The 20174-nt window shown below is 36.0% G+C and carries 14 protein-coding genes and 1 tRNA gene; 4 read left to right on the top strand and 11 right to left on the bottom strand.

Annotated elements, in window-relative coordinates; translation table 11 throughout:
• The 5 genes from JQC67_RS06330 to JQC67_RS06310 all read right to left on the bottom strand — a co-directional run bounded on the left by JQC67_RS06330 (position 1) and on the right by JQC67_RS06310 (position 6670).
• Positions 1–2343 (bottom strand): PSD1 and planctomycete cytochrome C domain-containing protein, encoded by a 2343-nt coding sequence (locus tag JQC67_RS06330; protein ID WP_203251990.1) that lies wholly within the window; start codon positions 2341–2343, stop codon positions 1–3.
• Positions 2344–2546: 203 nt separating this feature from the next.
• Entirely contained in the window at positions 2547–3737 is a 1191-nt protein-coding gene (locus JQC67_RS06325) for a hypothetical protein (RefSeq protein ID WP_203251989.1), read from the bottom strand.
• On the bottom strand, positions 3734–4267 hold the full coding sequence (locus JQC67_RS06320; RefSeq protein ID WP_203251988.1) for a YceI family protein: 534 nt from the start codon (positions 4265–4267) through the stop codon (positions 3734–3736). Before JQC67_RS06320 ends, JQC67_RS06325 begins: the two co-directional genes overlap by 4 nt.
• A 14-nt stretch (positions 4268–4281) precedes the next feature.
• Positions 4282–5613 carry a Gfo/Idh/MocA family protein gene (locus JQC67_RS06315; RefSeq protein ID WP_203251987.1) on the bottom strand — a complete coding sequence of 444 codons (1332 nt, stop codon included), beginning with the start codon at positions 5611–5613 and terminating at the stop codon, positions 4282–4284.
• Positions 5606–6670 carry a formylglycine-generating enzyme family protein gene (locus tag JQC67_RS06310; protein ID WP_203251986.1) on the bottom strand — a complete coding sequence of 355 codons (1065 nt, stop codon included), beginning with the start codon at positions 6668–6670 and terminating at the stop codon, positions 5606–5608. The genes JQC67_RS06315 and JQC67_RS06310 overlap by 8 nt, the downstream gene beginning before the upstream one ends.
• A gap of 170 nt (positions 6671–6840) precedes the next feature.
• Between JQC67_RS06310 and JQC67_RS06305 the strand changes: the two genes are divergently transcribed.
• Positions 6841–7521, top strand: a complete 681-nt coding sequence (locus JQC67_RS06305; RefSeq protein ID WP_203251985.1) for a head GIN domain-containing protein — start codon at positions 6841–6843, stop codon at positions 7519–7521.
• Between the two features lie 72 nt (positions 7522–7593).
• Here the strand turns inward: JQC67_RS06305 and JQC67_RS06300 are convergent.
• The 6 genes from JQC67_RS06300 to nhaD all read right to left on the bottom strand — a co-directional run bounded on the left by JQC67_RS06300 (position 7594) and on the right by nhaD (position 12475).
• A tRNA-Val gene (locus JQC67_RS06300) sits at positions 7594–7668 on the bottom strand.
• Positions 7669–7741: 73 nt separating this feature from the next.
• Positions 7742–8953, bottom strand: coding sequence for a bifunctional folylpolyglutamate synthase/dihydrofolate synthase (locus JQC67_RS06295; RefSeq protein ID WP_203251984.1), 1212 nt, complete (start codon positions 8951–8953; stop codon positions 7742–7744).
• Positions 8950–9894, bottom strand: a complete 945-nt coding sequence (locus tag JQC67_RS06290) for an energy transducer TonB (RefSeq protein ID WP_203251983.1) — start codon at positions 9892–9894, stop codon at positions 8950–8952. Before JQC67_RS06290 ends, JQC67_RS06295 begins: the two co-directional genes overlap by 4 nt.
• 104 nt (positions 9895–9998) lie before the next feature.
• Positions 9999–10385, bottom strand: coding sequence for an ExbD/TolR family protein (locus JQC67_RS06285; RefSeq protein WP_203251982.1), 387 nt, complete (start codon positions 10383–10385; stop codon positions 9999–10001).
• A 9-nt stretch (positions 10386–10394) separates the two neighbouring features.
• A complete protein-coding gene (locus tag JQC67_RS06280) occupies positions 10395–11087 on the bottom strand; it encodes a MotA/TolQ/ExbB proton channel family protein (RefSeq protein WP_203251981.1) in 693 nt (230 codons plus the stop codon).
• 50 nt (positions 11088–11137) lie between these two features.
• The gene (gene nhaD / locus JQC67_RS06275; protein ID WP_203251980.1) at positions 11138–12475 is read right to left on the bottom strand and encodes a sodium:proton antiporter NhaD; all 1338 of its coding nucleotides are present in this window, start codon (positions 12473–12475) and stop codon (positions 11138–11140) included.
• A 313-nt stretch (positions 12476–12788) separates the two neighbouring features.
• Between nhaD and JQC67_RS06270 the strand changes: the two genes are divergently transcribed.
• The 3 genes from JQC67_RS06270 (at position 12789) to JQC67_RS06260 (ending at position 20119) form a co-directional block, all read left to right on the top strand.
• Positions 12789–13931: an acyl-CoA dehydrogenase family protein gene (locus JQC67_RS06270; protein ID WP_203251979.1), complete on the top strand. Its 1143-nt coding sequence runs from the start codon at positions 12789–12791 to the stop codon at positions 13929–13931.
• A 205-nt stretch (positions 13932–14136) separates the two neighbouring features.
• A complete protein-coding gene (gene gltB, locus JQC67_RS06265) occupies positions 14137–18645 on the top strand; it encodes a glutamate synthase large subunit (RefSeq protein ID WP_203251978.1) in 4509 nt (1502 codons plus the stop codon).
• Between the two features lie 7 nt (positions 18646–18652).
• Positions 18653–20119, top strand: a complete 1467-nt coding sequence (locus tag JQC67_RS06260; protein WP_203251977.1) for a glutamate synthase subunit beta — start codon at positions 18653–18655, stop codon at positions 20117–20119.
• The last annotated feature ends 55 nt before the right edge of the window (positions 20120–20174 follow it).

Here is a 20174-nt window from a genome sequence, read left to right as displayed (position 1 = left end):
CTATTCTTTGGTTATGGTTTCATCTAAATTATAAATTACCTGAGCAGTTAACATCAAGGCAGCTGTTTTTGCTGGGTCAACTTTTAATTGCTCATATTCGCCCAATGATGCTAATTTTTCAGCATCCTCTAAATCATTTGTATAGACCTCAACGGCATCATAATAATATTTGTTCAAAGTCAACAATTCTTCTTCTTTGGGCGAACGAACTAATATTCGCTGAAACAACTCTTTCACCACCTCTGGATTATCTTCTTTTTCAACAAGCGAACGCTGTGCCAAAACTCGAGCTGCTTCTAAAACCTGTATATCGTTTTGTAGGGCTAGTGCTTGCAGTGGTGTATTGGTTTTTTGTCTTCTAACTTCGCAAAAGTCACGATTAGGTGCATCAAAAATTGTCATTGTTGGTGGGGGCAATGTCCGTTTCCAGAGCGTATACAATGATCGTCGATATAGGTCTTCGCCTTGATCCTGAACATACCGTGTTAAGACTCCCCTATTTTCACCAGCATTGGTTTCAGCCCATAGACCATCAGGCTGATAAGGCCTAACACTTGGCCCACCTACTTCGGTATTCAACAAACCACTTGTTGCTAAAATATAATCACGAATCATTTCACCACTCATTCTAAATCGCGAGGCTCTTGCTAAGAACTTATTTTCAGGATCTGACAGTTCTAAATCGGGTCTCAAAATAGATTGCTGCTGATAGGTAGCTGATAGCATTATTTTTTTTAACAAATACTGAATGTCCCAGTTATGCTCCATAAAATCTACCGCGAGCCAATCTAAAAGTTCTGGATGAGTGGGCAAACTACCTTGCACTCCAAAATCTTCTGAAGTCTCCACAATTCCAGTACCGAAAAGCATGGCCCAAACTCTATTTACAAAAACCCGAGCGGTTAATGGATTGTTTTTATCTACTATCCACTTTGCTAAACCTAATCTGTTTTTTGGCAGTTCTTCTGAAAAAGGATATATGATTTCAGGTGCATTGGGTAGCACCGAATCTGCAGGTTGATCATACTCTCCCCTATTTAAAATAAATGCTGTTCTAGGTGCTGAATCATTCATCACCATCACATTTACCTGCTCGCCTTCATCTAAATTGACAAAATCAAGCACACCACTCACCTCTTTCTCTGTCAATGTAAGATAAGGGGGATCCGCAAAAAACTTTCTATTCTTTGCCTGTACGGCATCCATTTGCAAGCCTTTTTCATTTACCTGATTGAAAAATGAAAAGAATTCAAAATAGTTCTCTTGCGATAATGCATCGTATTTATGATCATGGCAACGAGCACATTCTAAGGTAAGCCCTAGAATTCCCTTACCTAGGGTATTGGTCCGATCCAAAACATAATTGGTTCGGTATTCTTCTTGAATCACACCACCCTCTTGTGTTATGGGGTGATTTCTATTAAAACCAGTGGCCAATATTTGTTCTAAGTTTGCATCAGGCAGTAAATCGCCAGCTAACTGCCAGGTCAAAAATTCATCATAGGGTAAATTCTCATTGAAAGCATGTATGACCCAATCACGCCAGGGCCACATTGTTCTATAACTATCATCTTGATAGCCATGAGAATCTGCATACCGCGCCACATCTAACCAAGTTTGTGTCATGCGTTCACCATACGCTGGTGAAGCAAAAAATAGGTCAACAGCTTTCGAAATTATTTCTTCTTCAGGTAATGCTAATAGTTCTTTTGTCTGTTCTAATTTAGGAGGAAGACCAGTTAGGTCTAAACTAATACGCCTTATCAATATTTCCTTTCCTGCTCTTTCAGAAGGCTCAATTCCCTTCTCATTAAGCTTTTTAAGAATAAAGCCGTCAATTTCATTTTGCACCCACTCTGCAGCCTCTATTTTAGGAATCTCTTTTTTCTTAGGAGGAAGATATGCCCAGTGCTTTTCAAATTTAGCTCCCTGATCAATCCATTTTTCTATTAATCTCTTTTCATATGAATTCAGACTCAACTTTGAATCAGCCGGAGGCATTATCTTGTCATTATCATCTGTAATTATAAGTTGATACGCCTTACTTTTATTTGGATTTCCCGAGACAAAAGCATGTTGACCTGGACTTTCTTTTAATTCTTTAAATGCAGCCTCTTCTGTATCAAGCCTTAACTTCGCCTTTCGTTTATTAGCATCGGGGCCGTGACAGGTATAACAGTTATCTGATAATATTGGCTTTATATGAAAATTGTAATCGACTTGCTCTGGAAGTTCAATATTTGCATAGGAGTCTTCAGCTGAATTAAAAACTCCTGAATTAATCGAATAAATCAGTAAAATTAAGACACCCAAAATGGTTACTAAAGCAACGATTTTTTTCATACAATTTAAATAAGTTGTACAAAGCTATACTTCTCAGTGTTCTGAAATTTCCTTTATTTTGCTAAAAGACGACACTTAATTGTCAATTACATAAATATTCAACACTAAAATTGACTATTTATGAATATCTAGAAAAGATTTAACCTTCTATTGTTCCCTTTAATGTAGTGAATTTTAAAATAACTTGAGAAGAAATAGCTAGTCTAACCTGGCAATACTTCAACCTTTAGCGGATTTTGTAAACAGTTGTAATAATGTAAAATTTCCTTTTCTGGATTATCTGGATCTACCGAGAAAACTAAATATGCATTTTTCTCATAGTATTTACTACCTATAGGAAATGTTTGAATTGTATCTGATAAAACACGATTCCAATATCTACCATTATTTGAAGACCTAGTTATCTTAGTATAGGGATTATGCACTGGCGAGGGCTTGCCATCTACATTTGTATTATCATAGCTCAAACGAATTGAACCAAAACCATAGCCTTTTTCTGCATTATAAAAAGCCAACCATTTTGTATCATCAGCCATATGATCCTCTTCTAAAACGTTCAACTCATCTGAATACATATTTAATTGTGCTACTGAACCATCTTTCTGAGCATATATAAGGTGCGTATAAAGACTATCCATAGTCATTTCGTCATTGCGTAACAGATTTAGTTCCACCTCTTGTTCAACAGTCATGGTAGACTCAAATAAAAAATAAGGCAAGTCAGCATAAAATTCATATCTACCTTCAATTTTAATTTCAGGAACGCTATCAGTTACACCTGATCGTTCTTTTACCACCCGATATGATTCATTCTTCACAAGGTTTTTCGAACCTGCTTTTAAATCTTCTAAATTGAAATAATAATCTGAGCTAGTTTTTGAAAAATTAGGCGCCCAATGCATCGCAATATGGCCTCTTTTCAATAATTGATTATCAAAATTTTTCAATTGAATACCGTTTACTTGACCACCTCGTTTATCATCTTCGCTACTAAAAGTAGCTTTATAAAATTCATTCTCAACAGCAAGATTATCTTCTGAAAGTTTCAGTTGATTGGTTTGAGAACTTGGTTTTTTCTCTTGAATACTTACACTAAACTTTTTGGTTTGATTAGCTGCGATTGCTACTGGAAATACAATAGTATATTCAAATTGTTTATCATTCTGAATTAAATTCACCTTATCAGTCGAAATCACAGAACCATCCTCAACATTTGTAATCATCAAGCTTTCATTCTCAGATAACTCACGACCTAAATCAACGTTAGCATTTATATATTCTAATTGACGTTCAAAACCTGCTGTTTCAGAGATGACAATTGCTGGTATGTTCTTTGTTTTTGAACAGCTCGTAAACAATACTGCTAAAACAAATAATTTATAAATTGAATTCATTCTTTCGTAAAAACTAAATTAAACTTTACCGTCACATCTGGACCGACAATCACTTGGCCAAACATGGCAGTTGGTGGCTCAATTTCATAATCTTTAAGTGCTAGACCATGTTCACCAGTTATACTAATTTTATCAGTAGACACATCAAGTTTTCCAGTTATTTCTACTTTTTGAGAATTCCCGCCAATAGTCAATGTACCTACCAAAGTTGATTTATCTTTAACTTCAATTAAGTTGAATAAAACCTGTGGATGCGAATCTTTTTGCAACGCTGCGTGCATTTTTTTATCCATTGTAGCACCACGTTCACTTTTAATATCAGCAACCGCAACTTGGAAATCTATTTCTTTAGGAGAATCTGCATCCGCCTTTAAACTTCCTTTTAAAGTGTTCGCAGTTACCGTCCAATCATGCACCGTAGAAGTACCATCAATGGTAAGTTTACTATTGTTTGACAAAGTATAAGAGTCTTGGGCAAACCCTGTAATTGTTACACCAAGAACTAAAAGTATGAGAACTATTTTTTTCATTTTTCTTTTTTAATTTACAAAACTGGTATTCCGGGTTTCGGAATTACATAATTACCATCTTCTAGTGGGGCATTGGGCATTTTCATATCCCAAGAGAGCTCTGAAGGCACAATGCTTAAATTAGAAGCCTTCGCATCTTCTAATTCAATAATCTTGCCAGATTCAATAGCCATTCTTCCCATTATAGTGGTCATCGTACTTTCTGCACCATATTCAGTATTATTTACATAGGGCTTATCTCCTAACACTGCACCTACAAAAACGTCTTGTTCAATCTGCGATGAAGATGGATCATCTTTATCACGGTAACGCCAAAGTGAATTCCCTTTTAAATCAACTATTTGAAAACGTTCATCAGCCCTAGCTTTAGAACCCTGAATATTAAAGCCCATTCTATTGGTACAATTATCCATTTGTCTGCATTGTACATGAAATTTCGTACCATCAGCATACTCATATTCAACATAGTGATGATCGAATATTTCGCCATGGTCAGGACCATTTAGCACAGCCCTACCTCCCATTCCGCTTGCCTTAATTGGGTAATCTTGCTTAATCCAATTCACCACATCAATTTGGTGTATCGCTTGCCCAGCAAGTTGACCACCCCACAGCCAATTGAAATAATGCCAATTACTAATTTGATATTCTAATTCAGTTTGATTTGGTTTTCTTGGGTGCACAGTTGCAATACCAACATTATAATACACATCCATAGAAAGCACATCTCCAATATCACCTGCATGAATTTTAGCCACCATTTCATTAAGTGCTATTTCATATCGAGACTGCAAGCCAACTACAACGTTTAATTTCTTCTCTGTTGCGGCCTTACCTACTTCTATTATTTTTCGATATCCAGGGCCATCAACTGCCAATGGTTTTTCCATAAACACATGCTTCCCTGACGCTATGGCATATTCGAAGTGTTCAGGTCTAAAACCTGGTGGCGTAGCTAAAATCACCGCATCACACTCATCTATAACATGCTTATATGCCTCAAGACCTAAAAATTGACGCTCGCGGGGTACATCTACTTGTGATGTAAAATCATTAGACACTCTTTGAAAACTATTATCAAGCTCATGTTGAAAAACATCTCCCATGGCCACAAGCTGCACCGATTTTGATGCTGTTAATGCTTGAAAAATTGCTCCTGTACCACGACCGCCGCAGCCCACTAGGCCTAATTTTATTTTTTGTTGCCCTAAAACATTAGCATTTGAAAAAGCAGGAAGGTGACTGAACACCATACTTGCAGCAACTGTTTTAGATGTTTGTTTTATAAATTTTCTGCGTGGATTCGTCTTCATAAATTCTTTTTCTTTATTCAAAAATCTATTCATCTAAAACTGTTTGCCAGAACTTTTTCTGATCTTCAGGTGAGGGCTGCACTTTTGGACTAACCAAACGGAAACCAACAAAATTACTATCTGTAAACCACCAGAAACTTTTAGGAATCTGTGGGTCTCTTTTTTGCAACTTTTTACTAGATGCCGTTCTTGCTGCTGAACGTAATTTATCTGGATCATCATCCCAAGAACCACCTCTAATTACACGCGGATGAATTACCATTGGTGTAATCCAAGGATTTTTTTCTTCTGAATTTGCATAAGCATCTGCTTTGTATTCATCCAGTGTCCATTCTGCAACATTACCATGCATATCATAAAGACCCCAAGCATTCGGAAGCTTGGTTCCTACTTTTGCTGACTTATTATTCGAATTTTTATAGTATACGGCATACTTATCCAATTCTTCTAAAGAATCACCAAATGAATATGCTGTTGTACTACCTGCTCTAGCCGCATATTCCCATTCAGCCTCTGTAGGTAATCTATAAAATTTTCCAGTTACTGTACTCAACCATTTACAGAATACAAGTGTTGAATATGTTGACATACTTATGGCCGGAAAACCTTGTTTACCCATACCGTAAGAAGGATCTTCATAGGGTGGACTTGGTCTACTAATTGCATCAATTTTAACTACTTTCTCATTATCTAGCTTAACAAAAAGCTCTTGATTTTGTTTAAAGAAAAGCTCAAAAACATCCCAAGTCACTTCATACTTTCCAATATAAAAACCGTCTAAGGCAACTTGATGTAATGGACCTTCATCAGATTTTCTATTGGCCTCACTTTCTGGACTACCCATAGTAAAACTTCCTGAAGGTATTTCTACCATTTCAAAAGCTACTTCTGTTTCAGGAACTTTTTGCGTATATCCTTCAAGCGCGGCACTTTCAACAGTAGGTTTTACTACACTTTCTGGCGTAATAGTTTTTGTAGATTTACAGGAGATAAATAATAACAATAACAGACCTGTGAGATAGAAATTATTTGAATTTTTGAAAGTTGATTTTTGAAGGTCATCTGTCACGACCCATTTCTTTTTTATCATCAAAATTTATTTAATAATTATAGTTTGTGAAACAAGGGTTTAAGATATGCAATACAGACATAATGTGAAAATTTAAATCAACTATCCATATATTTAATCGACAAAAAAGCATATCACTAAATAACATTACTTTTGAATGCTATTATTTGAACAAATAAACTCCATTAAATATGAAAAATATAATATTATTCTGCGCAATACTAATTACTTCCTTCTCAACAAGAGCACAAAAAAACATAACTACTGACCTTGAAAAATTCACCGAATTAAAAGCATTTGACCAAATACAAGTCACCATTATAAAGAGCGACAAAAACCAAGTAATTTTAACAGGCGAAGATATAAGTGACGTGAACATTGACAACAACAAGGGGCTCTTAAAAATAAAGATGGACTTTGAAAACCATATGGATGGTGGAGATATTAAAGCAACCTTATATTACACTGAAAATTTAGTGCTTTTAGATGCCAATGAGAATGCGAAAATATTCTCAGAAGGCACTTTCAAAGGAAAAGATGTGAAAATTGCTGCTCAAGAAGGTGGAGATATTGAAATGAATGTTGATATAGAAACCCTTTACGTGAAATCAACTTCTGGTAGCGAAATAATTTTAAAAGGAACAGCAAAAACGCAAGAAGTAGTTGCCAATGCAGGTGGTAAAGCTTACAACAAAGATTTAAGCACTGAACAAACTAAAGTTACAGTAAATGCCGGAGGCACTGCAGAAATTAAAGCTTCACAAAAAGCAGATGCTAAAGTTCGCGCTGGAGGCTCCATAACTATTTATGGAAATCCGAAGGAAGTCAATAAAGACAAAGTTTTTGGCGGAAAGATTAAAGTGATTGAATAAATCAAGTTTTCCAATTTGTTTAAAAAGTAAAAATCCCGATAGAAAATTTTCTATCGGGATTTTTTATTTAAGTGGGCAATGAGGGATTCGAACCCCCGACCCCCTCGGTGTAAACGAGGTGCTCTGAACCAACTGAGCTAATTGCCCTTTCGCTTAATTAGCTTAAGAGGGTGCAAATATAAACTAGTTTTTGAGATGCCAAAAGAAAAAAATGAAAATATCATATAACTTCTGCTACAACAAAGGTACTTCCACCCACAAAAATGCAATCATCTACTGATACATTGCGCTTTGCACAACTAAAAGCCTCGATTACAGAATTAAATATTTTTCCATTGAGTCCATATTTTTCAGCCATTTCTTGCAATAAATATGCATCAAGACCTCTTTGAATCATTGGTTTTGCAAAATAATACGTCGCATTGTTTGGAAAAAGTGGAAGAATTAATTCTAAATCTTTTTCTTTCACAAAGCCTAAAACAATATGTAGTTCATTGCACTTATGCTGCTTAAGCTGATTCATTACCAATGACAATCCTTCTTTATTGTGTGCCGTATCACAGATTATGGCCGGATTTTCAGACAACACCTGCCAGCGACCCATTAATCCGGTATTAGCAATCACATTAACCAATCCCTTTTCAATATGACTTTCTGTAATATTAAACCCCTTTAATTCTTTAATTGTTGCAACAACACCTTTTACGTTTTTCGATTGATAGTTACCTAACAATGAAGTTTCGTATTCTTTTTTAATTATTGAATCGGCAAAAACAACACTCGTTTTTCTTTCTTTGGCTATGGATTCAAATGTTGCTGAAATCTCATTTTGAAATTCTGAAACTACAACAGGAATTTCCTCCTTAATAATTCCAGCCTTTTCAATCGCTATTTTCTCTAAAGTATCACCTAACATATCTACATGGTCAAAACCAATGTTAGTGATTAATGATACTTCAGGTCTAATAATATTAGTTGAGTCTAGTCTGCCTCCTAATCCAACTTCTATAATAGCAATATCTACCGTTTTCTGTGCAAAAAAATCAAAAGCCATACCCACGGTCATCTCAAAAAATGAAAGTTGGTTTGATTCTAAAAAATCTTTGTGTTTGGCAATGAAATTAATTACAAAATCTTTATCAGCAGACCTACCATTTATTCGAATACGTTCTCGAAAATCTTTTAAGTGGGGTGAAGTATATAGCCCAACACTATAGCCTGCTTCTTGAAGAACAGAAGCCAACATATGACTACTTGAACCTTTGCCGTTAGTGCCAGCAACATGAATACTTTTAAATTTCTTTTCAGGATTGCCCAAATAATTAGCAAAAGCGATGCTTTTATCTAGTTTAGCATTAAAAGCACTTTTACCTTTTTGCTGATACATTGGAAGCTGAGCAAACATCCAATCTAAGGTTTCTTGATAGGTCACTCTCCTAACTTAAAATTCACTACTACAAAACCAACTTGTTGACTTGGCGCGTTTGAATCTAAATTCCATTTATGCTTAAACGCTGTCTTTTTAGCGGGCTCTAATAAGCAAGCGCTTGTATTAGTTGTACCCTTAACACCTGGCGTGGCACTAATAACATTACCATTTTTATCCACAACAATTTTCACCACTACTCTACCAGCTTCATTACACTGTTGTGCTACTTTACCGCGACTGACCAATGATCTACCGTTTAAGCCATAGCCACCTGTACCACTTCCAGAACCTGGACTTCCATAATAACTTGTAGCATAGGGATCACCATCAGGCGAACCTTTATCTCCGGCTCTATTATCTTCACCTTCAGAACCAGATGCATTACCATCAGATTTATTTAAGCCACCCATTAATTCATCGAGCTTCTTCTTTTTGGCTTCCTGTTCTTTTCTTGCCTTTTCTTCAGCATCTCGCTTCTGTTGTGCAATTTTAGCAGCTTTTGCTTTTTCTCTTTTTAGAGCTTCTTCTTTTTGCTTTTGGGCTAATTTGGCTGCATTATCAGCTTTTATCTTTGCTTCTTTAGCCTGCTTGATTTTTATCGCTTCCTCACTTTCTTGCGTGAGTACTTTCTCTGAAGGCGCTTCTTTTTCAGCAACCGCTTCAGGTTCTTCTTCCACAACTTCTTCAACTACTTCCTCAACAACCTCTTCTTGTTTCGTTGGTTCAACTGGGGGAGTGTCTAAAGGTTCTGATCTGATTTTTTCTTTAGGCTGTACGTTGCCCATACCATAATCTGTAGTTCCGAAGTTTACAGAAATTCCCATTTCTTCAGGTGGATCCATATAGGTCATCCCTATATAAAATAGAAAAAGCACAAGCACACTCAACAAAGCTGTTGTTAATGTAAATGATTTTTTCTTGTGTCTCGTATCTAATATAGGCATGCGACCAATTTATTTTATCAATTTCAAATCAAAAATACTGCCAAAATAAATAAGGCATTAAAAAATTGTAGCGTGTAGGTAGGATGTGGGCGTAAACTTATAACTTAATTGGGTCGAACAGCTAATATTACTTTGTAATTATTTCGATTAGCAATATCCATGACATTAACAGCTTCCTTAATAGCAACACTTTCTTCTGCCCTAAGAATTATTGTTGGCTTGTCTTGACCTTGCAATGCCTTTTTCAATTCAACTTCAATATAGTCTCCGTTAATTCTTTCATTATTTACAAAATACTGCAGATTTTTATCAATACTTACTGATACATTCTGAGTATTTGTAGATTTCCCCTTTGCCTTTGGTAAAAGTAAATCTAAGGCATTAGGTGAATTCGCTGTTAACATGAAGAATATTAATAGCAGAAAAACGATATCAGTCATTGACGACATACTAAAATCTGGACTGACCTTATTTCTTCCTTTCAATTTCATAAACAGCTACTAAAGTGGTTCGTTCAAAAGGTCTAAAAATTCAACTGCGTTGGCTTCCATTTTATGAACAACCTTATCTGTTCTATTTACCAAGTGATTATAACCTATATAAGCAATAATACCTACTATTAGACCAGCAACAGTTGTTGTCATCGCTGTATAAATACCTGAAGCCAATGAGCCCATTTCTGCCTGACCACCACTGGTTGCCATTTCATGAAAGGCTAAAATCATACCAATTACAGTTCCTAAGAATCCAATCATTGGTGCAGCACCTGCAACAGTAGCCAAAACACTAATGTTTTTTTCAAGCTTATACACTTCTAAAGTACCTGCATTTTCAATTGCTGTATTTATATCATCTAAAGGTTTACCAATTCTAGAAACACCTTTTTCAGTCAACCTCGCTACGGGAGAATCAGTTTGTGCACACAACATTTTTGCTGCATCAAGCTTACCTGTAGTAACATAATCACGAATTTGATTCATGAAATTCTTATCTATTTTAGAAGCCGCTTTAATAGCAAAAAGCCTTTCAAAATAAATGTAACAAGCAACAAAAAGCAAAATGAACAGCACACCAATAATTAGTATACTACCAGTACCTCCACTGAAGATTAAATCGATAACCGAAAGTGTTTTTTCTTCGGATAATGCCTCACCCATTGCTGGGTCTTGAGTTAGGTCTTGAAAAATTGACATATATATTCCCTTTGATTAGTTGCTTTAATAACGGTTGTTTATCGATTAAATTATGCGTTTAATATGAAATCTCTCAAGAAAACAAAAGTTATTGCACCAGCAACAAAACCAATCAGCGCCAACCAAGCTATTTTCTTAAGATACCAAAAGAAATCTATCTTCTCCATTCCCATAGCTACAACTCCCGCAGCAGAACCAATAATTAACATACTACCTCCCGTACCAGCAGAATAGGCAATAAAATGCCATAGCGGACTATCCATTGGCTCAGAGAACATACCTAAACTTGCAGCCACCAATGGCACATTATCAATAACCGCAGAACCAACGCCAAATAACATAACAACTATATCCGTATTCGGAATTGCTTCATTTAAACTTTCTGCATAATGAAATAAAATACCCAAAGATTCTAATGCCGCAACCGCCAATAATATCCCCAAGAAAAATAGAATACTTGGTAATTCAATTTTTGATAATGAACTATGCACAGGACTGTGATGCCCAACTGAATCATCACCTTCACCATCAACATTTGACATCGTAAATTTCGAATTACTATAGATTTCAGCAAAAGTTGCCACCACAGCTAAAGACAACATCATACCAACATAAGGTGGTAAATGTGTTACTGTTTTAAAAAATGGAACAAACACAATTGCACCTAAGCCTAAATAAAGCATTGTGGCGCCGTACTTAGATTTTGATTCTTCAAGCTTACTTACGTCACTTTCTATATTACCCTTAAAGGCCTTAAAACGACTCGCTATCAACACAGGCACCACCATACAAACTATCGACGGTATTAATACGTGCTCAATTAATTGCAAAGCAGAAACTTTGTTGGCAATCCACAACATTGTAGTGGTAACATCACCAATTGGCGACCAGGCACCACCAGCATTTGCGGTGATAATTATCATACCAGCAAACCACAATCTTGTTTCGCGATCATTAATTACTTTTTGAAGTATTGTAATTAAAACAATTGTAGCCGTTAAATTATCTATAATGGCAGATAATATAAATGCCAAAATGGAAAACAACCATAATAATTTACGTTTACTTTTTGTCTTAATAAATCCTTTTATGGTAGCAAAACCGTCAAAATAATCTATAATCTCAACAATAGTCATCGCACCTAGTAAGAACACTAAAATCTCTGCTGTTTTACCCAGATGATGCAACAATATTTCTTCTAAATGGGTTGGTTCAAGCTGCCTAAGCTCAGTATTAACATTAAAAACATCCATATGAGTCAATGCAATAATTGCCCATAGCAAAGCCATCATAGCTAATGCAGGAATCAGTTTATCAATTTTTAGATTGTGCTCAAGTGTAATTGCAAGATATCCCGCTAGAAATACGATGATAATAATGGTCTCCATAATTCAAATTTAAGTTTTGTTGTAAGTTCTGTTTGTAATAAAAAAAATCTCCTATTTAGCTAAAATTAGTCTAATTCTGATATTCGCTAAATATATTCAAATTTGCCATTCTAATTGTAGAAGATTGGTCTTTTAATAATAAATTATAATTCATGGTTTACTAAAAAGGTTTTTGACGCCTCTTACTTTTCAAAAAAAAGACCAAGGCTGCAGTAAGCAAATATAAAAATTATCTTAGATCAAGTGATCAAATAACTAATAATTGGCAATTGCCTTGTATCTTTGTTAGATACCACTTTAAATCATTACAAATATGGATTTTTCACTTACCGAAGAACAATTAATGATCCAACAAGCGGCAAGAGACTTTGCCCTAACAGAGCTTTTACCTGAAGTTATTGAGCGCGATGAGGCGCAGCGATTTCCGAAAGAAGAAGTTAAAAAAATGGGAGAACTTGGATTTCTAGGAATGATGGTTGATTCAAAATACGGAGGAAGCAGTTTAGATACTATTTCTTATGTTTTGGTGATGGAAGAACTTTCTAAAATTGATGCTTCTGCTTCGGTTGTGGTATCCGTTAATAATTCATTGGTATGCTGGGGATTAGAAGCTTATGGAACTGAAGCGCAAAAAGAAAAATATTTAACACGTTTAGCCACAGGCGAAATAATTGGTGCTTTTTGCCTTTCAGAACCAGAAGCTGGTAGCGATGCTACATCACAAAAAACGACAGCAATTGATAAGGGCGACCACTATATTTTAAATGGCACTAAAAATTGGATTACCAATGGTGGAACAGCTGAAGTATACTTAGTTATCGCCCAAACAGATAGAGAAAAAGGCCATAAAGGCATTAATGTTCTTATTGTTGAAAAGGGGATGGAAGGTTTTGAAATAGGACCAAAAGAAAACAAACTTGGCATAAGAGGTAGCGACACCCATTCATTAAATTTTAACGATGTAAAAGTTCCTAAAGAAAATAGAATTGGTGAGGATGGTTTCGGTTTCAAATTTGCAATGAAAACTCTAGCTGGCGGTAGAATTGGTATTGCAGCCCAAGCTTTAGGAATAGCTGCGGGCGCTTATGAATTAGCCAAAAAATATTCAAAAGAACGAAAATCATTTGGCACTGAAATAGCTAACCACCAAGCTATAGCATTTAAATTAGCTGACATGCATACCCAAATAGAAGCAGCCCGACATTTGGTTTACAAGGCCGCATGGGACAAAGATCAAGGTAAAGATTACGACCTTTCAGGCGCCATGGCAAAATTATATGCCTCACAAGTAGCAATGGACACAACCATTGAAGCCGTACAGGTTCATGGTGGCAATGGTTTTGTAAAAGAGTATCACGTTGAGCGATTAATGCGCGATGCCAAAATCACCCAAATTTATGAGGGTACTAGCGAAATTCAGAAAATTGTAATCTCAAGAAGTATATTGCGTGATTAAAAAGAGTTACTTGCAAGAATAAAGGTTTTGATAATCCTTTTTAAGTTTTACCCATTATCAATATCTCAATTTAATAGGGTTAAAATTTAGATATTTCATTTATTTTAAGCTTTTATCACCAGCCTTGCTTTTTTTATTCGATTATCGCCAAACTATTGCTGATAATTCAGCAAAATTGATATTTTTGATTAAATACCTCAATAACATGACGTTGAAAAAACAGGGGCTTTATTCGCCCGAATTTGAGCACGATAACTGCGGAGCAGGATTCATTTGCAGCCTAAAAGGAAATAAATCAAACGATATAATCCACAAAGCACTTGAAATTCTAGATAAACTAGAACACAGAGGCGCGGTTAGTGCTGATGGAAAAACAGGTGATGGCGCTGGAATACTTGTAGATATTCCACATGAATTTTTTCAAGAGACTTGTAATTTTGAACTTCCAGCTGCAGGAGAATATGCGGTTGGAAATATTTTCTTGCCTCAAAAAGAAAATCAAAGAAATTTCTGTGTTTCTATATTTGAAGAAAATATTAAAAAACAAGGCCTAAAACTTTTAGGTTGGCGTGATGTACCTGTGAACCGTTCGGTTCCAGGACGAATTGCCATGGAAACAGAACCGTACGTTAAGCAACTTTTTATTGCTAAAAGTTCTGACGATCAATCTTATTTTGATTTCAATCTAAAATTATATGTAGTTAGAAAGACAACCGAGCATAGTATCAACGCTTCTAAAATGTCGGAAAGCAAATTCTTCTACGTACCAAGCCTTTCAACTAAAATTATAATTTTTAAAGGGCTTTTAATGCCTAAAGACATTAGTCTTTACTATAAAGACTTAATGGACCCAAGAGTAGTAACACGTTTAGCATTGGTTCATCAACGCTTTTCAACAAACACATTCCCTACGTGGGATCTTGCACAACCATTTAGATACATGTGTCACAACGGAGAAATCAATACTCTTCGGGGCAATGTTTCTCGAATGAAATCTCGTGAAGAACTTTTAAAAAGCGACTTGTTTGGTGACGAAATAAAAAATATTTTACCGGTAATTCTTCCTGCTAAATCAGATTCTGCAACTATGGATATGGTTGTTGAATTATTACTTATGACTGGCAGATCTTTACCAGAAGTCATGATGATACTTGTTCCAGAAGCATGGGAGAAAAACCCTGAAATGTCTGCAGCGAAAAAGGCTTTCTATGAGTACCATTCATGTATGATGGAACCATGGGATGGACCTGCATCTATTCCTTTTACTGATGGAAATTATATTGGTGCTGTTTTAGACCGTAACGGTTTACGTCCTTCTCGTTACTCTGTAACTAAAGATGGTTACGTTATTATGTCTTCTGAAGTTGGTGTAGTAGACATAGAACCTGAAAACGTTGAAATGCACGGTCGTTTAGAACCTGGCAAAATGTTTTTAGTAAATATGGAGGAAGGTCGAATCATTAATGATGAAGAGATCAAAGAAGAAATTGCACAAAGAAATCCATATAAAAAATGGCTTGATAAAAACTTGGTGCATCTAGCAGACATTCCGTATAATGACTGTCCGTTATTTTTAGGTGAGGCATCATTAGAAAAAAGAAAATCAGCCTTTGGTTACACCCTAGAAGATATCAATACGATAATACTTCCGATGGGCAAAAGTGCCAAAGAACCTATTGGCTCAATGGGGTCAGACACTCCTATTGCTGTTTTATCAGAAAGACCTCAACTGATTTATAATTATTTTCAACAATTATTCGCTCAGGTAACAAATCCACCTTTAGATGGTATCCGCGAAGAAATGATTACTGATATTAGTTTAACTTTAGGTCAGGATCGCAATATTTTTGAATCTACTGAATTACATTGTCGAAAATTAAAAATTAAAAATCCTGTTATTTCTAAAGAGGATTTAGATAAAATCAAGAACTACGATGTTAGTCCTGATTATAAAGTTGTATCTATTCCTATTCTTTATCAAATTAAAAAAGGATTAAATGGTTTGGAAGATGCTTTAGCTAGCATTCTAGATCAAGCATCAAAAGCCATTGATGATGATGCCAACATTATTATATTATCAGACCGTAATTTAAGTAAAGGCCTAGCACCAATTCCGGCACTTTTAGCATGTTCATTTGTAAATAGTGGATTACAGAAACTTGGCAAACGTTCTCAGTTGAGTATCATTATTGAATCAGCAGAACCTAGAGAAGTGCATCATTTCTGTCTTTTATTTGGTTTTGGCGCAAGTGCTATAAACCCATATTTGGTAAATGAAATTATTGCTGAGCAAATTGAAGAGCATGATATAACAGAATACTCTTTTGAGGATGCTGTTCAGAACTACAACAAAGCAATTGGCAAAGGTATTCTTAAGGTGATGAACAAAATAGGAATTTCAACTTTGAATTCTTATCGTGGCTCACAACTTTTTGAATGTATTGGTATCAACACCAAAGTTGTGGATAAATATTTTCCGACTACTCCGACAAGAATTCAGGGTATTGGACTTTATGAAATAGAAAAAGAAATTGCCAAAAGACATCAAAAAGCTTTTACTGAAACAGAAATTGAAGCAGAGCTTGATTTAGAAGTTGGCGGTGAATACCGATGGAGACGTGATGGTGAAAAACACATGTTCAACCCATTAACTATTGCCAAGTTACAAAAGGCGGTACGTGGTAACGAACCAGACACCTATAAAGAATATGCTAACATGATTAATGAGCAATCTAAAAACTTGCTTACTATTCGTGGTTTGTTTGAATTCTCTAATTATGACCCAATTCCAATAGACGAAGTAGAACCTTGGACCGAAATCGTTAAACGATTTAAAACCGGAGCCATGTCTTACGGGTCTATTAGTAAAGAAGCGCATGAAAACTTAGCCATTGCAATGAACCGTATTGGCGGTAAGAGCAATTCAGGTGAAGGTGGTGAAGACGCTGAACGCTTTTATAAGAATGCTTCTGGTGATTGGAAAAACAGTGCAATTAAACAAGTAGCATCAGGTAGATTTGGAGTTACCTCTAATTACCTAACCAATGCTAAAGAAATACAAATTAAAATGGCACAAGGTGCCAAACCTGGAGAAGGTGGACAGTTACCTGGACCAAAAGTAAATCCGGCAATTGCCAAAACAAGAAATTCAACACCATACGTTGGATTAATATCACCTCCTCCACACCATGATATTTATTCTATTGAAGATTTATCACAGTTGATTTATGATTTAAAATCAGCAAATAGAGAAGCAAGAGTTAATGTTAAACTTGTTTCTGAAGTTGGCGTTGGTACCGTTGCAGCTGGTGTTTCTAAAGCAAAAGCAGATGTGGTTTTAGTATCTGGTTTTGATGGTGGAACAGGAGCTTCTCCTTTGACTTCACTTAAGCATGCAGGACTTCCTTGGGAGCTTGGTATTGCTGAAGCACAGCAAACTTTAGTAATGAACGATTTAAGAAATAGAATTGTTCTTGAATGTGATGGCCAGCTAAAAACTGGTCGTGATGTTGCTGTTGCTTGTCTTTTAGGCGCTGAAGAATTTGGTTTTGCAACAGCACCGTTGGTAGCTTCTGGTTGTATAATGATGCGTGTATGTCATTTAAATACCTGCCCAGTAGGTATTGCAACTCAAAACCCTGAACTGCGTAAAAAATTCGCAGGCAAACCAGAACATGTAGTTAATTACATGTACTTTGTAGCCCAAGAGTTAAGAGAAATTATGGCGCAACTCGGTTTCAGAACTATAAATGAAATGGTTGGTCAAGTTCAAAAATTAGATCGCAAAAAAGCCATTGAACATTATAAAGCTTCTGGTATTGACTTGAGTCCTATTTTACATCAAATTGATGTTCCGGCAGGCACAAAATTATACAACACCAAAAAGCAGAAACACAATATTGAAAAATCAATTGAATTTGATATTATTAAAAAAGCGAATCCATCTTTATTTAGAAAAGAAAAGCTAACGCTTGATTATCCAATAAAGAATACAGATCGTGCAGTTGGTGCAATTATCAGTAATGAGATTTCTAAAACCTACGGAGCGGAAGGTTTGCCTATAAATACGCTTAAAATTAATTTTAAGGGATCAGCGGGTCAAAGTTTTGGAGCATTTGCAACAAGAGGCTTAACTCTAACGGTATACGGAAACACGAATGATTACTTAGGTAAAGGCCTTTGCGGTGCAAAACTAATTATCAAGGTGCCGGAAAAAGCAACTTTTGTACCTGAGGATAATGTTATTACCGGAAACGTTGCGTTATATGGTGCCACGGCAGGTAGAGCTTATATCAATGGTAAGGCTGGTGAACGTTTTTGTGTGAGAAATTCAGGCGCAAAGACAGTAGTAGAAGGTATTGGTGATCATGGTTGTGAATATATGACCGGTGGTGTTGCTGTGATACTTGGCGAGGTTGGTAGAAATTTTGGCGCAGGTATGAGTGGTGGTATTGCCTATGTATTTGACCCAAACAAGACCTTTGAAAAGAACTGTAATAAAGAGTCTTTAAATCTATTGCCGGTTGAAGAGCAAGAAGACATCAAACAATTGAAAGAATTAATCGAAAGCCATTATAATTATACAATGAGCCCATTAGCTCAACGTATCTTGGAAAACTGGGAGAAAAGTTTACCTAAGTTCGTGAAAGTATTCCCTGAAGAATACAGACAAGCACTTATTAGAATGGAAGAAGAAAAATTACAAAGCATATAGTCGAGACATGGGAAAGATAACAGGATTTTTAGAATTTGAAAGAAAGATCGAAGGCTATGAGCCAGTCGAAGAGCGTGTCAAAAACTACAATGAATTCACAAAACCGCTCAAAGAAAAAGATTTAAAAGATCAAGGCGCTAGATGCATGGATTGTGGTATTCCTTTTTGCCATAGTGGTTGTCCCTTAGGCAATTTGATTCCCGATTTCAACGATGCGGTTTATCGTGGGAAATGGGAAAAGGCAGCAGCCATTTTACATTCAACAAACAATTTTCCTGAATTTACAGGTAGACTTTGCCCTGCACCTTGTGAAGAAGCTTGCGTACTAGGTATCAATGAAGACCCTGTAACTATTGAGAATATTGAAAAAAATATTGTAGAAACTGCCTTTGAAAAAGGATGGATTACAGCAAAACCACCCAAAGAACGCACAGACAAAAAAGTTGCAGTAATTGGATCAGGACCTTCAGGCTTAGCTGCTGCACAACAATTGAACCGCGCAGGACACACTGTAACTGTTTTTGAAAGAGACGAAAAAGCTGGTGGATTATTACGCTATGGAATTCCAGATTTTAAAATGGAAAAACATGTAATTGACAGAAGATTAAAAGTCTTAGAAGAAGAAGGCATAATATTCAAATGCGGCGTACATATTGGAGTTGATATCAAAGCTGATGCATTGAAAAATGACTTTGATGCTATTGTTTTATGCGGTGGCGCAACGGTTCGAAGAAACCTACCTATTGAAGGAGCTGATTTGAACGGTGTTGTGCAAGCAATGGATTTTCTACCTCAAAATAATAGACGTGTTGACGGAGTGAAAAAGTTCGACAAGGAAATTATGGCTACCGATAAAGATGTTGTGGTAATAGGTGGTGGTGATACAGGCTCTGACTGTATCGGAACCTCTATCCGTCATGGGGCAAAATCGGTTTCAAATTTTGAAATCATGCCAATGTCAACAACAACAAGACCTAAAGATCAACCTTGGCCTTTCTGGCCAATGCGCTTGCGTACTAGCTCATCACACAAAGAAGGTGCTGATCGATTTTTTAGCATCTCAACCAAAAAATTTATTGGAGATAAAGACGGCAATTTAAAAGGCCTAATTACTTCAGAAATTGAATGGATTAAAGAAGCTGGCAAGCGACCTATGCTTAAAGAAGTTGAAGGCACTGAAAAAGAATGGAAGTGTGAATTAGCACTATTAGCATTAGGTTTTACTGGATCTGAAATGACAATTGCAGAACAACTAGGGCTTGAAGCTGATCCTAGAACCAATATTAAAGCATCTGAACAAGACTACAAAACAAATGTAGCTGGTGTTTTTGCCGCAGGTGACCAAAGACGAGGACAATCATTAATCGTTTGGGCCATTTCAGAAGGACGACAAGCAGCGCATCATGTTGATTCTTATTTAATGGGATCCTCACATTTACCTTTAAAAGGAGAAGGTGATTTACCAAGAGTTTAAATAACTAATATCTGTTCATTAGGAGTTTTTTTTACTTGCAAAGTATAAATCTTAT

This window comes from Aurantibacter crassamenti, from assembly GCF_016811105.1.
Lineage (GTDB): Bacteria > Bacteroidota > Bacteroidia > Flavobacteriales > Flavobacteriaceae > Aurantibacter_A > Aurantibacter_A crassamenti.
Note: the sequence above shows the minus strand (reverse complement) of the source record. Positions and strands in the feature narration are given on the sequence as shown.